The sequence below is a fragment of the Roseivirga sp. 4D4 genome (genome assembly GCF_001747095.1).
GTDB lineage: Bacteria > Bacteroidota > Bacteroidia > Cytophagales > Cyclobacteriaceae > Roseivirga.
Genome location: NZ_MDGP01000001.1, coordinates 2,982,639 through 2,997,658, shown reverse-complemented (window position 1 = coordinate 2,997,658; position 15,020 = coordinate 2,982,639). Strand labels below are relative to the sequence as shown.

Annotated in this window: 14 protein-coding genes; 8 read left to right on the top strand and 6 right to left on the bottom strand. The window is 40.7% G+C overall.

Annotation, left to right across the window (positions count from 1 at the left end; all coding sequences use genetic code 11):
- Nucleotides 1–98: 98 nt before the first annotated feature.
- Entirely contained in the window at nucleotides 99–1,880 is a 1,782-nt protein-coding gene (locus BFP97_RS13260; protein WP_069842884.1) for a sodium:solute symporter family protein, read from the bottom strand.
- Between the two features lie 83 nt (nucleotides 1,881–1,963).
- On the opposite strand from BFP97_RS13260, the gene BFP97_RS13255 reads away from it, so the two are divergent.
- From BFP97_RS13255 to BFP97_RS13230, 6 genes are all read left to right on the top strand, one after another.
- Nucleotides 1,964–2,854, top strand: a complete 891-nt coding sequence (locus BFP97_RS13255) for an NDP-sugar synthase (RefSeq protein WP_069842883.1) — start codon at nucleotides 1,964–1,966, stop codon at nucleotides 2,852–2,854.
- On the top strand, nucleotides 2,854–3,861 hold the full coding sequence (locus BFP97_RS13250) for a phosphotransferase enzyme family protein (protein WP_069842882.1): 1,008 nt from the start codon (nucleotides 2,854–2,856) through the stop codon (nucleotides 3,859–3,861). The genes BFP97_RS13255 and BFP97_RS13250 overlap by 1 nt, the downstream gene beginning before the upstream one ends.
- The gene (locus BFP97_RS13245) at nucleotides 3,858–4,370 is read left to right on the top strand and encodes a cupin domain-containing protein (protein ID WP_069842881.1); all 513 of its coding nucleotides are present in this window, start codon (nucleotides 3,858–3,860) and stop codon (nucleotides 4,368–4,370) included. The genes BFP97_RS13250 and BFP97_RS13245 overlap by 4 nt, the downstream gene beginning before the upstream one ends.
- 36 nt (nucleotides 4,371–4,406) lie before the next feature.
- Nucleotides 4,407–4,727, top strand: a complete 321-nt coding sequence (locus BFP97_RS13240; protein ID WP_069842880.1) for a heavy metal-binding domain-containing protein — start codon at nucleotides 4,407–4,409, stop codon at nucleotides 4,725–4,727.
- Nucleotides 4,728–4,842: 115 nt separating this feature from the next.
- Complete coding sequence (locus BFP97_RS13235; protein ID WP_069842879.1) at nucleotides 4,843–5,421, top strand: RNA polymerase sigma factor; 579 nt, start codon at nucleotides 4,843–4,845, stop codon at nucleotides 5,419–5,421.
- On the top strand, nucleotides 5,408–6,121 hold the full coding sequence (locus BFP97_RS13230; protein ID WP_069842878.1) for a tetratricopeptide repeat protein: 714 nt from the start codon (nucleotides 5,408–5,410) through the stop codon (nucleotides 6,119–6,121). The genes BFP97_RS13235 and BFP97_RS13230 overlap by 14 nt, the downstream gene beginning before the upstream one ends.
- A gap of 35 nt (nucleotides 6,122–6,156) precedes the next feature.
- On the opposite strand, the gene BFP97_RS13225 is transcribed toward BFP97_RS13230, so the two are convergent.
- From BFP97_RS13225 to BFP97_RS13205, 5 genes are all read right to left on the bottom strand, one after another.
- Entirely contained in the window at nucleotides 6,157–9,537 is a 3,381-nt protein-coding gene (locus BFP97_RS13225) for a CHAT domain-containing protein (protein ID WP_069842877.1), read from the bottom strand.
- Nucleotides 9,538–9,648: 111 nt separating this feature from the next.
- Entirely contained in the window at nucleotides 9,649–10,200 is a 552-nt protein-coding gene (locus BFP97_RS13220) for a YSC84-related protein (RefSeq protein WP_069842876.1), read from the bottom strand.
- Nucleotides 10,201–10,205: 5 nt separating this feature from the next.
- Nucleotides 10,206–10,850 (bottom strand): helix-turn-helix domain-containing protein, encoded by a 645-nt coding sequence (locus BFP97_RS13215; RefSeq protein ID WP_069842875.1) that lies wholly within the window; start codon nucleotides 10,848–10,850, stop codon nucleotides 10,206–10,208.
- 19 nt (nucleotides 10,851–10,869) lie between these two features.
- Nucleotides 10,870–12,390, bottom strand: a complete 1,521-nt coding sequence (locus tag BFP97_RS13210; protein ID WP_069842874.1) for a magnesium chelatase — start codon at nucleotides 12,388–12,390, stop codon at nucleotides 10,870–10,872.
- Between the two features lies 1 nt (nucleotide 12,391).
- A complete protein-coding gene (locus BFP97_RS13205; protein WP_069842873.1) occupies nucleotides 12,392–13,489 on the bottom strand; it encodes a vWA domain-containing protein in 1,098 nt (365 codons plus the stop codon).
- Between the two features lie 195 nt (nucleotides 13,490–13,684).
- Here BFP97_RS13205 and BFP97_RS13200 point away from each other — a divergent pair, with 195 nt between their 5' ends.
- Together BFP97_RS13200 and BFP97_RS13195 are read left to right on the top strand one after the other, a co-directional pair.
- Nucleotides 13,685–14,248: an RNA polymerase sigma factor gene (locus BFP97_RS13200; RefSeq protein ID WP_170827465.1), complete on the top strand. Its 564-nt coding sequence runs from the start codon at nucleotides 13,685–13,687 to the stop codon at nucleotides 14,246–14,248.
- Nucleotides 14,245–15,018: an energy transducer TonB gene (locus BFP97_RS13195; protein ID WP_069842871.1), complete on the top strand. Its 774-nt coding sequence runs from the start codon at nucleotides 14,245–14,247 to the stop codon at nucleotides 15,016–15,018. Before BFP97_RS13200 ends, BFP97_RS13195 begins: the two co-directional genes overlap by 4 nt.
- The last annotated feature ends 2 nt before the right edge of the window (nucleotides 15,019–15,020 follow it).

Sequence of the window (15,020 nt, the reverse complement as noted above, 5' to 3'; positions counted from 1 at the left end):
ATCGATGCTTAATAATCTGTTAATGGAAGACTTTTTTAAACCTGCTGGTAATGAAGCTTTTAGTGATAGACTATAACTTGGATTTACTCGAGACTCAGTTAGAATTTGATCTTTCTCCAGGTATTTCTCAACATTAATATAGCAGATAACGCCACGACTAGTAGGATGACCCCATTGGTAAGATTTCCATAAATAAACATGCCTGTAGAGAATAGCGCACTATAGACTACAATTATGCCTAAGAAGACCGCGAGAATATCTATACTTGATTTGCCTGTGCCAGACTCCAATGGTAGATTCTCCTTTTGGGCAATCTTTTTAAAACCATTCCAACCAGAACCATAAGGCTTAACTGAATTAAAGAAAGACGCCAGCGTATTATAATCAGTAGGTCTTGTAAAAAGTGTCACCACAACCCAAGCCACGGTAGTAACGCCTACACTTAGCAACAACTTGAATTCCGGTTTAATGGAAGTCAAGAACTCTGGTCCAATATTTTCATTGAGCAGTAAGGCGAAAATAAATGATACCACCATTCCCGTGATTTCTGAATAAGCGTTGATCCGCCACCAAAACCAACGCAATAGAAATATTGAGCCGGTTCCGGCACCTATAGACAACAGGATTTGGAAGGCATCATATGCGCTGGTCAATGCCAGAGCGAAAAGCCCTGCCAAAACCATCAGGAGCACGGTCGAGATTCTTCCCACATTCACAAGCTCCTTGTCGGAAGCTTCTGGTTTTACAAATCTCTGATAGAAGTCATAGGCCACATAAGATGATCCCCAGTTCAGATGTGTTGAAATTGTAGACATAAATGCAGCAATCAATGAAGCAATTACGATCCCTAGAAGTCCTTTTGGTAAGGTCAGAAGCATGGCGGAGTAGCCCAAGTCATGCCCCATCTTGCTTTCCGCAATATTGGGAAATGCCTCGCGAATGGAAGCTAAATCTGGATAGACAACTAATGAAGCTAAAGCGATTAGAATCCATGGCCAAGGTCTTAGTGCATAATGTGTAATGTTGAAAAGTAGAGTAGCAGAAACAGCGTTTTTTTCGTCTTTGGCCGATAACATTCTTTGAGCAATATAGCCACCGCCACCTGGTTCCGAACCAGGATACCAAACACTCCACCACTGGACTGCAATTGGAATGACCAGCAGTGTGATGAATAGTTCCTGATTGTTAATGTCCGGTATAAGGCTCAGTTTACTTACAATTTCTGGTCGCTCCACGAGTGCTGAAAGTCCACCCACCTCTGGAAGGTTCACAATGTAAATGGCAGCAGCAATTGAGCCCACCATGGCCACAATGAATTGTAAGAAGTCGGTAAGAATAACCCCTCTTAGGCCACCAAGCGAACTGTAGGCAACCGTAATCAATGAGGCATAGACGACAGTTTTCCAGGGCTCTAAGCCGAACATGACTTCCCCAATTTTGATGGCTGCCAATGATACGGTGGCCATGATCATTACATTGAAGAAGACACCTAAGTAGATGGCCCTGAATCCTCTCAAAAATGCAGCTTCTTTGCCACTATAACGTTTTTCGTAGAATTCGAGATCGGTTAAGACACCGGAACGCCTCCATAATTTGGCATAGATAAATACGGTGAACATACCCGTAATCAAGAAGGCCCACCAGGTCCAGTTTCCTGCAACTCCGTTTTGCCTTACTATGTCGGTTACAAGGTTGGGTGTATCTGCAGAAAAGGTGGTCGCTACCATGGATACGCCCAGTAGCCACCATGGCATGTTTCGTCCAGAAAGGAAGAATTCTTTGGAACTGGAGCCTGCTTTTTTGGACACCATAACACCGATAACCAAGAAGACAGCAAAGAATATGATGATGATGGTCCAATCGAGAGAGGAGAGGTTCATATTTATCCGTTGTTAGATTGACTGGTCGAAACTTTTTCGTCAACTTCGACCCAACAATATAAAAAGATTTTTAGCAGGACATTATGGATTTGACTTTAGTGGTTTTAGCGGCAGGTATGGGCAGTCGCTATGGAGGAAACAAGCAATTAGACGGGATTGGACCCAATGGCGAAATCATTATGGATTACTCAATTCATGATGCTATTAATGCAGGATTTACAAAAGTGGTATTCATTATAAGAACAGACTTGAAAGAAGCTTTTGAGACACATTATGCCGATCGCTTTAAGGGTAAGATCAAAATGGAATATGCTTTCCAGAATGAGTATACAGAACACACAGCTAAATACGAGGCAAACCGCAAAAAACCTTGGGGAACGACACATGCGATTTTGGCTGCAAAGCACCTGATCAATGAGCCATTTCTGGTGATCAATGCCGATGATTACTATGGAACTGAATCTTTCGTTGAGGCTGTAGATGCCATCAAAAGACTTAAGGGCAATGAATACCTGATCATGGGTTATGAGTTGGTGAATACCCTTTCGGATCACGGAACTGTGAATCGTGGTGTTTGCCAAGTGGATGAAAACATGAACCTTACAGGTATCAAAGAGACACTTTCAATCGGCAAGGATGGTGAGGAGATTTCCTATGAGGAAAATGGTCAGCGACATACACTTGATCCAAAAACCTATGTTTCGATGAATTTTTGGGGTTTCCCAACTTCCGTTTTAGATCATTTTGAAGAGAAGTTCATCGACTTTGTAAAGCAGAACAATGAAGACCCAAAGTCAGAATGCTTTATCCCTGTAGAAGTAGATAACTTAATGAAAGAGGGCAAGGCTACGGTAAAAGTGGAGCCTACCTCTGCTTCTTGGTTGGGAGTTACTTATCAAGAGGACAAGCCTCATGTAGTCAATGGTATTAAGCAAATGATTGCTGATGGTGTTTATCCGGAGGAAGTAAAGTAATGGAAGCCGCTCAAAAGGCACTTCAGACATTTAATATTAAGGGAGCAATCATGTCGGTTGCTCCTTTTGGTTTAGGCCATATTAATGATTCCTATCTGGTCAAGACTCACGACAAGCAATACTTGCTTCAAAGAATCAACAAACAGGTTTTCCAGTCTCCTCAATTAATTGAATCCAACTTTCAAGTTTTGCTTAGTAGAACTTCGAATCTGTTTGTAAGACATTACAAAACCATTGACAATGCTTTCCATGCTGAAGTAGAAGGAGACTTTTGGCGACTTTCCGATTTTATAGCGAATGCCTATGCTCCAGAGACTGCCCATAGACTTAAAGAAGTAGAGAGTGTGGCACTAGGCTTTGGAATACTTACAGCCTACATGAGTAGCTTTTGTCCAGCACAATTTGAAGAGGCTATACCCAAGTTTCATGATCTTTCTTGGCGATTGGACCAGTTTGCGATGGCAGTTGATAGTGACCCAGTGAATCGTTTGGAAACATCCAGAGATTTGGTCGAAAAGGTTGAAAATTTCCGATGGATTCTTGATCAGATGAACGAGTTGAAAGACAGGGGGCTCCCATTAAGAGTGTGTCATAATGATACTAAGCTCAACAATTGTCTCCTCTCAAAATCAGATCAAAATTTCGAGCATATTATAGATTTAGATACGCTGGGACCAGGTTTTGTGCTTTATGACTATGGTGATCTTATGCGTACCGTACTTTCACCAACAGCAGAAAATGAAGTAGATTCAGATAAGATCCATATCCAGCAGGACTATTTGAATGCACTGCGAAGAGGTTTTATTCAAGGTACTGGTGATGTACTATCTTCGATCGAAATTGATAACCTGGAATTTGGAGGGTTATACATGACCTTTACTATGGGCGTTAGATTTTTGACAGATTACTTGAATGGAGACATCTACTATAAAACTTCGTTTGAAAATGAGAACTTCATTCGAGCGAGAAATCAGTTCGCCTTATTAGAATTAATGCATGCACTATGAGTGAGAAATCAGCCGAATATTGGATTGAGAAGTTGAAACTTCAGGCTCATCCTGAAGGTGGCTATTTCAACGAGACCTACCGCTCGAAGGAGCATATCGAAGGGACTGAACTTCCAAGCCGATATGGGTCATCTAGAGTTTTTGGAACCTCTATATACTTCTTACTAACCATTGAGAGTGTCTCTAATTTTCACCGTTTGGCATCGGATGAAATTTGGCATTATCACCAAGGAGGTGGTGCTATAATTCATATGATTTCGGAAGAAGGAGAGTTGACATCTAAGCGTATCGGACCTGACCTTGAAGCAGGTGAATCTCTTCAAGTCATTATCCCTAAGGGAACTTGGTTTGCTGCGGAAGTAGAAAGAGATGCTTATATCTTGGTTGGTTGCACTGTAGCTCCTGGTTTCGAATTTGAGGATTTCGAATTGGCCGATCGGGATGCTCTGTCATCCGCTTATCCTCAGCACGGAACTCTAATTAGTGGATTTACGAACAATAGGAAGTGAGTTTTTACTCCAACACTTATTAAAATCAAAAACTGAATGATACTTACAACAACTAATACGATTGAGGGCTTTACAATTACCGAATATCATGGTGTAATTACTGGAGAGGCGATCATCGGAGCCAACCTCTTCAAAGATATTTTCGCTAGCATCACTGACCTAGTTGGTGGTCGCTCGGGTTCTTACGAACGAGTTCTTCGCGAAGCAAAAGAAAATGCTATGATGGAATTAGAGCATCATGCCAAGGGGCTGGGTGCTAATGCTGTAGTGGGCATTGATTTGGATTATGAGACCATTGGGCAATCAAGCAGTATGCTCATGGTCACCGCTAGTGGTACCGCTGTTACCTATAAATAAACTCAGCTCCTGACAAGGACAAATGTTTTCTATCCCAACAAAGAACCTTCTTTCGAGAAGGTTTTTTATATTTTAGCAATGAGGGTTTGGTTTCAAGCTTCAAAAGATTCAAGCATTGAGTAAGCAATATTCAGATGGAGATATCATTCAGGCTGTGCAGGTCGGTGATCCCACTTTTAGAGACCATGTTCTGTCCTGGCTTTACGGTCAGCAGTACCCTTTAATTGCCCAATATGTTTTGAAAAACAACGGTTCTGAAGCGGATGCAGCAGACGTTTTTCAGGATGCTATGGTTATTTTCTATCAAAAAGTAAGAACGAACAAGTTTCTGGGTCAAAGTAGTATTGGTACTTATCTATATGCCGTTGCTCGCAACCTTTGGCTAAAAAAACTTAGAAAAAGTCGTTTTGACCTATCTAAGATAGAGGTTGAGGAGAGCTATAGTTTTGATGAGGAGACAATTATTCAAAGTGCTCAGCTCACAATGAGGGAGGCACTGGAACAAATAGGGGAGGCTTGTAAGAAGTTACTGATGGACTTTTACTATCATAATAAGACTATGGAAGTACTCATGGAGACTTACAAGTTAGGAAGCAATGAGGCTGCTAGAAACAAGAAATACCGCTGTATGCAAAGACTGATTTCCTTTGTTAATGAAAATAGGTTAAAACGAACTGATTTTGCCATTGAGTAAAGTTGTAGACATAGCGTTGCTCGAACGATATCTGGCGGATGAAATTCCGGCCAAAGAAGTTTGTTATTCGGATGGTAGTCCTTTGTCTACCGATGAATTAAAAAAGGCGGTTGACAACTACAATGATACCATTGTGCAGCTAGAAGGAGCGGCACTCAAAGCCCAGTTGCAAGATTCTCACGAGCATTTGGTTACGCAGGTAAAACAAGTACCATCCTCCAGAAGGTGGCTGGCCATTGCTGCCTCAGTTGTGTTGATAGGAGTTTTCGGAACACTAATTTGGCAGCGTATTAATAAACCACCGGTTTTTTCGGATTATTTTGACCATTTCGATCAACTCTTGACCTATAGAGATTCTGATTCAACGAACTATTCTGATGGTTTGGAGGCATATTCTTTAAGAAATTATCAAAAGGCTTATACACTCTTGGAGAATATAGAGGGACTTACCGATGAAGTGAAGTTCTACCTGGCTATTAGTGCGCTGGCTATTGAAAAACCCAAAGAAGCAATCTTGATTTTCGAGACCATCGGAACCGATAAATCAAACAAATTTTACCAACAAACCCAATGGTACCTGGGATTAGCACATTGGCAAAATGGAGATATCGACAGTGCTCTCAATGCCCTAAAAGGGATATCACCCGGTCAGTTCAAATATGAGGAGGCAATAGAACTCCAAGAGAAACTTTTCAGGTAATCCCTCTACGATTGTTTGCTCTTAGTAGTAGCTGCTCAACTTGTCGCTCCTGAGAATCTTTTTCTTGAAACTAATATGACTCCCAGTAAAACAAGACCGACTAACCAATACCATTGATTACTTCTTGGTGTAAGATCAATAGGGTCAGGATTCCCAATGATAAAAAAGCTCCCCCAGTAATAGGGGTTTGCTGTGATATTATTGGCATTATCGAGAAATTCTAGCTTGGCTTGTCTCAGCGCTTCAGACTTGCTTTTCCCGTCTTGCAAGTGCTTGTAAAAGCCTTCCATAATTTCTGGCGTTGTTGCATCTGACACTTCCCATTGGCTCAACAGCACACTATTGACACCAGCATATCGGAATGCTTTTCCAAGGCTCATAACCCCTTCGCCATCATTTATTTTTCCGTTCCCTGTATTACAGGCACTGAGTACTGCCAGTTCCGCATTTAGTTCTATATTATATAATTCGAAAGTGTGTAGTGCATTATCCTCACCTTGCTCTTCAGGTTCCTGATTACCTGTGAAGTATAGCTTTGAATTATCAGGATCTTTACCATCGACTTCCCCATGCAACGCCATATGTAGTATTGCGTAATTGGATGCAGATTCTTTGAATTGAGATTCACTAGCTTCCTCACCATAGTAGAACTTCCCACTCAATGAATTCTCCAGGATTTTTAATTCTCTAGCGGTTCCAGGAAGGTTATTCTTAGGTGCATCCCTCATATTATCAATTTGAAGCATTGATTGATCATTGTCAGCATAGGAAAAGGCTAGTACCTGATTTCGGGATTTACTTTTGTCGTTACTATTCAACAATAAGCCCGTAGAATGACTATAACTGATAGCATATTTTTGAATGAGATAGTCTTTTCTAATCATCTCATTACTACCTGGGTTTGTTAACAACAAATCAAAGTTCAAATTCCAAAGGTCCTTATCAGGTATTATGATCAGATTACTTCCATCTATATAAGGTTCTACAGGCTCAAAGATTTGAGTATAGATCTGATGACTTGAGGATCTGAAAAGGTCCGTAGAGTCGTTTACCAAAGCTTTCTTAAAACTGATTATATCATTTTGGAGTTCTTCGGACCAATCAAATTTAAATGAGCGGAGACCATTATTATTAATTAGAAATGCATAAATGTTCTCTTCCGAAATGAAATAATCTAATATGTTATTAGTCTTCCCCAAAAACCCAGTGAGTTCATCAAATGAAATATCATCTTCGATATGCGAGAGTGAGTAGTCCTTTGGATATTGTGTCTTTAGTTTGCGTTCTGATTCCTTCTTGGCTTCGAGTGCTTGAAATAATCCTGCCCTAACGGAATCATGTTCATTTCCGTTAATAACTAATGACTTGTAATAAGAGATTTTATCCATTGACCTTTTTTGCTCTTCAAGAATACTGTCAGTACTCTTTAAAGGATAACTAGTTTGCCTCTTCTTCTCATTTAGTTTCTGCGTGACTCCTTTTGATGATTCAGAAAATTGCCACATCCTATGGGTATTATCCGTTTGTGACGAACTACTATCGGAAAGCCATAGAACATTCATGCCTAAAGAATATAGATTCTTATTTGCTGTTTGAAGGGAGATTAAATCAGAACTATTCAGGGTTTCATTCATCAATTCGTTCAATAATTGAAGAGAGATGTCAAATGATTTCCAGAACTCTCCGAAATCTGGCCTCTCTTGCCTTAGTCCTTTTTGATAAAAAAGAAGGGTCCGATGCCTATGAGTCAGCGCGTAAGTGTCTGATTGTTTCGCTAATAAATTCAAGGGAATTCCTTCTGATTTCAGAAGGTCCCTATTGTAGAGGTTAAGCTCAAGCGATTTTTTAGTAAACTCTAAGGATTCCTCAATGAGTCCTTGTTTTTCGAGGATGTTGGATGTGTTGTAGTAGATGTTGATGAGCCTTCTATGTTCTGGCCCATAGAGTTTTATGCACTCTTCTGCAGCTTCGCGGAGATATTTTTCAGCCTTATCATACTCCTCAAGTTCTTCGTGGATTAGTGCTAAACCTGTCCTTGAATTTATATTCAACACAGATAAGTCCTCTTTTGAAGTTTTTATCAGACTAATCATATCTCGATACACGGCTATTGATTCTTCAAATCGCTTGAGTTGTGTTAAGTTGAAAGCGATAGATGTATAAATAGCGGCAGTCATAAAATCACTACCTTTTATCCTTTTGTTTATGGCAAGTGACTCCTTACTCGTTGTAAGTGACTCCTCATAGTTTTCCAGTATATTGAGACCATAAGCCAAATGATGCAAAGCATCGACAGTGCGCCTGTCATATTTCCCATATAGCTTTAGGTTAATTCTGAGGCACTCTCTGAAATATTCTACTGCATCATTTCTCCTATCGCTTTGACGGAGTCCATAGAGGCCCAGTAACTTATAACCAACCGCCATTTCTGGGTGGTCAGGTCCCAATAGTTTCTTTTTTAACGTCATGGACTTCTCTCTATAATCCATCGCAGCGTTCATATTTCCTAAGTCAAAATGATCCACACTAATGAAAGAGAGCATTTGGGCCAATGATAGGGAATCTAAAAGGGGTGCAGAGAGCAAGAACAATTCTTGTTTCTCTTTAGCGAGTAATGATGAATCTTTCTTGCCTTCCCAATTATAGGTGACTCCTAATCGACTATAGAAACCTGAAATAAGATTATGTTCTCTTTGATCTTGTGGTGAAATCCGTTCAATAATTGGTAGTGTACTTAAAAGCTCGTTCTTTGCCTCTTTTACTTTACGCTGATTAATGAAGATGTTTGCCAATTGACTTTTATGTAAGGCTAGCATAAAATCATTTTGTGGCCTCATCTTTTCCGACATGTCGATCAAAACCTCCACGTAGTATTGTGCTGAATCAAAAGTCTGTCTTTCTCTATGCATTTCACCCAAGACTTCAAGTGCCAACATTCGGTTGCTCAAATCTATTGAATCATTTAATGTTGGATTTTCAAAGCGAACCGACTTTTGATCTGCGGCAGTTTTGAGGGCTTGGTGATTGTGGAAGGCTTCTTTCTTAGGGTCTTGCAAGTTGCGCCCATGGAAATTTGCTATATTTTGATGTGACAAGACCCGTGCTCTTATTGCTGCTTTCTCGTTACTCAATATACTGTTAGATATCTCTAGAGCTTTATCGTACTTGGAAGTTGCTATCCATGCACGACCAAGTTCTGATTGAGCTATTGTTTTGGTCCAACTGTCTTTTTCAACGGAGGCTAGTTCAATTGCTTTTTCGAAGTATACAATTGCTGAATCATATTGTCTGACACTGAGAAGGTCTCTGCCAATTTTTATTGCGGATTCGGAGTTGCTATTGCCATTCTGCGCTGTTAATGATAAAGGCAATAGGACAAGGAGCAGAATAGGGATTCTTGATAGGTAATTCTTCATCTTAGAGCGAAGTCTGATTTGCTTATTCGTACTAAAATTAGAATATTTTTGACTTAAAGAGGTCTAGCAATAGAACTAACAGCTAGATTCTTTTAAGAAGTTTGAAAAATACTACTTCATCTTCCTTGGAGGAACATATTTGAACCTTTGTCCACCAACGGAGGCTTCATACATTAAGCCACCTTTCGCCATTGTAAATACGGCAACCCCATCAGTATACTTGGCATCGACCGAAATACCGGATTTTAAGGCAACGGCAGAAGCTTGTGCTGCAAACTGAAATTGATTTTCCACGAATCGGTTGTAAGCATCAGCATCTTCAAAGAAGATTACCTCGCTGTAGGCCTGGCCACCAAATTGAAAACCAATAGAGATTTGAGTCATGTTGACGCCACCGCTAACGGCACCACCTTTATAAACAACTCCTTTACCTGCTGCACCCCCAATACCAATGGCGCCTTTTCCTATAGACGGAAAAACAGCATATCCATAAGCGGACGAAAAATAAGTGTCAATTCCAGCGTTCACTTTTTCGAATTCGGCAATGGTCTCCTGAGCCTTTTCAGGGTCATGCTTCTTTCGTTTTTTTCGCTGGGCTTCAGCCTGAAAACCCGTTATCAATGCTATCGTCAATAAGCAAGTGAAAATTCTTAAAGTGCGCATAATGTCTACTCTTTTATAAAGTACTGGTCACAGCCAGCTTGAGGTTTAATGTCTAATAAATTGGCCAAAACCAGTTTAACCAAGGTCTTTGAGGCCATGAACTTTGGTATTTCGGCTCTATTGGCAAACTCCTCGAGCGTAACGAATTGATTTTCATCAATCATCTGCATCAAGACTTTTTCTTTTTCGCCATAGTTGAAACGTTCGTCACGTTCATTATTGCGTCTTCTGAGAATTTGTCTCATCTCTTTAGAAGCTTTAATACTCTCATCACCTGATCTTACGAAAACTGTGCCGTGATCGGCCTTCGCATGCTCCTTGACACCATATGGTTTGTCGGAACCTTCAGGAATATTAAAAATAGCTACTCCTTTTTTTTGGTTGATTTTCAGTATATCAACTTCATAGTCCAAAGACGGATCAACCAGTTTTTTTATGGTGTCCTCCAAGAGGAAAACTTCTCCTTCGATGTTTCTTGTTCCAGAAATGGTTCCATCATCGTCAATTCCTAACAGTAACTTGCCGCCATGTGTGTTGGCAAAAGCAACTACTTCTTTGATTATCTTTTCTGGAAAATTGACCTTCTTTTTGAACTCAATTCTTTGCCCCTCTCCCTTAGCCACTAACCGTTGTACAGTAGCGATGTCCATTGCGTCTCAGGTTGTTCTATTACTCCAAATCGTCTTCGGTTAGATCGTCCAGGTCGGGCATGGAAAACATGCTGCTTAATAGATCCTTGAACCTTGTCCCTGTATCTAATGCGGTTTTACTAAGCTTGCTATATTCGGCCAGCCCATGAAGTACAAACTCCATTAGAAACAGATGTTCATGTTTACTGACTTTTGGATGTTTAGATTTGACCAAATCACTAAGGCCAGGCACAGCATTCAATCCCGCTTCGTAGTCGGTGACTTGAAGGTCATTGATGAGATCTAAGGTATAGCCTTCTCCAAACCAGCTAATTATTGATTTATAGGGGTTTTCTGATTTGTCCTTTGACTTGTCATCCGGTTGTGGAAAGTAGTCCGTGAACATGGTTCTCACGGCTTTGCCTACCAGGTTGTGTGCTACAATTCCTGCACCTTCTTGTTCACCTTCATAAACCAATTCAACCTTTCCTGTGATGGCAGGAATGACACCCACGAAGTCTGAAACTCTTATATAGGTCTGCTTTTCTTTGTTAATGATGGCTCTTCTTTCCGCAGCACTGATCAAGTTTTCGTAAGCCGAAATTGTCAAACGGGCTGAAACTCCACTCTTTTCATCCACATATTCACTATCGCGTGCTTCGATCGCGATTTGCTCGATTAAATCTTGAGCAATCTCGTTGATGATGACTTTACCTTTTTGATTGTCTTTAATGTCCGCTTCCTGAGTCGTGATTTGCTTGCTGATATCACGTGTTTTTGGATAGTGGGTGATGATTTGGCTATCAATTCTATCCTTTAGTGGAGTCACAATACTGCCACGGTTGGTATAGTCTTCTGGATTTGCAGTAAAAACGAATTGAATGTCTAATGGCATTCTAAGCTTAAAGCCACGGATTTGAATGTCCCCTTCCTGCAGAATATTGAATAAGGCAACTTGAATTCTTGCTTGAAGATCAGGAAGTTCGTTGATTACAAAAATACTTCTATGGGATCGTGGAACCAGACCATAATGAATCACGCGCTCATCGGAATAAGGTAGCTTCAGTGTAGCGGCTTTGATCGGGTCAACGTCACCAATGAGGTCAGCAATTGAGACATCAGGTGTTGCGAGTTTTTCGGCATAGCGATCGGAACGGTGTAACCAAGCGATAGGCGTGTCGTCACCCTTTTCCTCCAGTGTATCAACACCAAAACGTGTAATCGGGTGCATCGGGTCATCGTTCAACTCTGAACCTGCAATAAATGGCACGTACTCGTCCAGCAGCTCAGTCATTTGTCTTGCGATCCTGGTTTTGGCCTGACCCCTAAGACCCAATAAATTCATATTGTGCTTAGAAAGAATGGCACGCTCGATATCGGGAATAACGGTGTCTTCGTAACCCCAGATACCTTCGAAAGTAGGTTCTCTATTTTCAAGCTTGACGATTAGGTTATCGCGAAGCTCATCTTTAATCGATTTGCTCTGGTAACCGGCTGCTTTCAGCCCTTTTAGTGTGTTTATGGAGAGTAATTGATCTGTTGTCAATTCTTTATAATTCATGCTAGAATCTTTTTCTGCGATTGCGTTTGTAGTCTTCAAATATTAAGTGGCCTAGGCCTTTTAGGCTGCTGTAGTAAGCATTGCCATTGTTGGCTGTGGTAAACTCCTGAACAAACTGCTTCAGGTATGGGTCCGAGGCAATCATAAATGTGGTAACAGGAATATTCAACCTTCTGCATTGAGTGGCCAGGTTCAATGTCTTATTTAAGATTTTTGGGTCTAATCCAAAGGCATTCTTATAGTATTTAATCCCCACTTTCATACAGGTGGGCTTGCCATCGGTAATCATGAAAATTTGCTTGTTGGCATTTTTTCTCCTTCTAAGAATATCCATAGCCAATTCAAGACCTGATATGGTATTGGTATGGTAAGGTCCTACCTGTAAGTAGGGCAGGTCCTTGATTTCTATTTGCCAAGCATCATTACCAAAAACAATAACATCAAGGGTATCCTTGGGATACTTTGTTGTGATTAACTCTGCTAGTGCCATGGCGACTTTCTTAGCAGGAGTAATTCTGTCCTCACCATATAAGATCATAGAGTGAGAGATATCAATCATGAGTACTGTGGAGGTTTGGGTTTTGTACTCAGTTTCAATGACCTCCAAGTCGTTTTCGGTCATCATAAAATCGCCAAAGCCATGATTGATTTGAGCATTTCTGATGGAATCTGTCATGGCAATTTGTTGGATTGAATCGCCAAATTCAAAAGGCCTTCTGTCGGTTCCAGATTCATCACCAGTACCTGAAAAGTTTGTTTTATGCTGGCCTTTGCCCGCTTTTTTCAGCTTTCCAAAGATTTCTTCCAGAGATGATTTTCTAATCTCCTGTCCGGTTTTTCCAGTCACTTCAAACTTGCCATCCTGATTTTCCTCAGTGATATAGCCCTTGTCCTTTAAATCTTCAATGAAGTCACCAATGCCATACTGGCCGTCAGTGATGTTATACTGTTTGTCAACATTTGTCAGCCAGGAAAGTGCTTCTGAGACATCTCCGCCCGTAATACTGATGAGTTGGAGAAATATGTTTAAAAGATTGTCGAAAGCGGATTCTCCCTGTGCTTTCTGAGGAATGAATTTCGAAAATCTGTATCCCTTCATAAGTCCCTTGTCAACACGAATAAATGGAAATTGGTTTAAACTTTGAGCAATCTTTGGCAAAGTGCTTTACGCTGAATTAGTTATGTAATAGGTTACGTAATTGATTCAAAAATATTAGCTTGCCGTGTTCCTTTTAGTTGTGAAAGCGTTTTAAGTCCAAATTATCCAATGCCACAGTCATAACCTAGAGTGATCTTGACCAAATCGAACATATCAGAGTATACTGAGATTGAGCTGATTGAAAAAGCGAAAGGAGATAAGCGTTTTTTTGAGCCGCTTTACAAGAAATACTTTGAACAGGTTTATCGATTGGTGTTTTCAAGGGTTCAGGATGTGGACTTGGCAGGAGATATTACTTCCGAGGCTTTCGGCAAGGCATTATCTCATTTGGATGATTATAAATATCAAGGCTACCCCTTGTCAGCTTGGCTGGCCAGGATTGCGCTGAACAGTTGTTATGACTATTTCAGGTCACAGAAGAAACAACGATATGTTTCTCTTGAGAACTATGTTTCTCATGACATTGTGTTTGAGATAGAAATAGATGAGAATGAAAAGGAACTTTGGTTAACAATGTTACCAGAGGTGTTGGAGAAGTTGAAACCAGCGGAACTTGAGTTGATAGAACTCAGGTTCTTCGAAGGAAAGAGCTTTGCGGAGATAGGATATATTCTGGACATTACGGAAGGCAATGCCAAAACCCGTACTTACAGAATTTTGAAGAGGTTGAAAAAGCATTTTAAGCGAAGAACATCGTGAAATACAATTTTGTAAATAAGGCAAAGAAATTATCACCCAGTGATATCAAAGCGCACATGAACTTTGATAATGTAGTCAAGGGTGCGTCTATATGGGCAGGATTCAAATTAGGATCTGCCATACTCAAGTTAGGTACGAAAGCGAGCGCAGCGGTTGTGGCAGGCACCTCCACAGTGGTGGTTACGGCTGCTGTTGTGGTGGCTACAAATACGGATTTACTAAAAAGTAGTACTACGGAGGCTTCACCTCAACCTGAGCCACAGGTGCAAGAGGAGCTAGTACCTGCCTTGAATGACTCTATTTCAGAAGTTGAAGAAGCCATCGTTGATACTTTGGCTTCCACCACGCCACCGCCTGTACCACCGCAGACAAAAAAACCTAAAAAGGTAACCGTACCTGTGAAGGTGGTGGATGATGCTGATAGCATCAAAGCAGAAGATGTGATTGTGGAGGCGAGGCCACTTCCTGATTTTCAAACGTTTAGAGCGTTCGTTGATAGGGAATTAAAGTATCCGGCAGACCCAATTGGTGTTGGTATCAATGAGGCATCTGAAGAAAAGAAATCTCTAGAAGGTTATGTGGAGGTTTTCTGGACTATCAACAAAGAGGGTAAAGCCGAGAATTTCAAGATTAGAAAATCAATGGGGCAAGCTTTCGATAATGAGGCCATTCGAGTGCTCAAATTATATCAGAATTGGCAACCCGCCAGCTTCAATGGTTCTGCGGTTGACAGTAATCTTAGATTTAAAGTAAACTTCAGAGTAAAGTAGTC

Bases quoted from the DNA above. Each gene is read 5' to 3' on its own strand.
- BFP97_RS13240 (WP_069842880.1), top strand. From the start codon at position 4,407: ATGATACTTACAACAACTAATACGATTGAGGGCTTTACAATTACCGAA.
- BFP97_RS13260 (WP_069842884.1), bottom strand. From the start codon at position 1,880: ATGAACCTCTCCTCTCTCGATTGGACCATCATCATCATATTCTTTGCT.
- BFP97_RS13215 (WP_069842875.1), bottom strand. From the start codon at position 10,850: ATGGACATCGCTACTGTACAACGGTTAGTGGCTAAGGGAGAGGGGCAA.
- BFP97_RS13205 (WP_069842873.1), bottom strand. From the start codon at position 13,489: ATGAAGGGATACAGATTTTCGAAATTCATTCCTCAGAAAGCACAGGGA.
- BFP97_RS13225 (WP_069842877.1), bottom strand. From the start codon at position 9,537: ATGAAGAATTACCTATCAAGAATCCCTATTCTGCTCCTTGTCCTATTG.
- BFP97_RS13220 (WP_069842876.1), bottom strand. From the start codon at position 10,200: ATGCGCACTTTAAGAATTTTCACTTGCTTATTGACGATAGCATTGATA.
- BFP97_RS13245 (WP_069842881.1), top strand. From the start codon at position 3,858: ATGAGTGAGAAATCAGCCGAATATTGGATTGAGAAGTTGAAACTTCAG.
- BFP97_RS13255 (WP_069842883.1), top strand. From the start codon at position 1,964: ATGGATTTGACTTTAGTGGTTTTAGCGGCAGGTATGGGCAGTCGCTAT.
- BFP97_RS13250 (WP_069842882.1), top strand. From the start codon at position 2,854: ATGGAAGCCGCTCAAAAGGCACTTCAGACATTTAATATTAAGGGAGCA.
- BFP97_RS13210 (WP_069842874.1), bottom strand. From the start codon at position 12,390: ATGAATTATAAAGAATTGACAACAGATCAATTACTCTCCATAAACACA.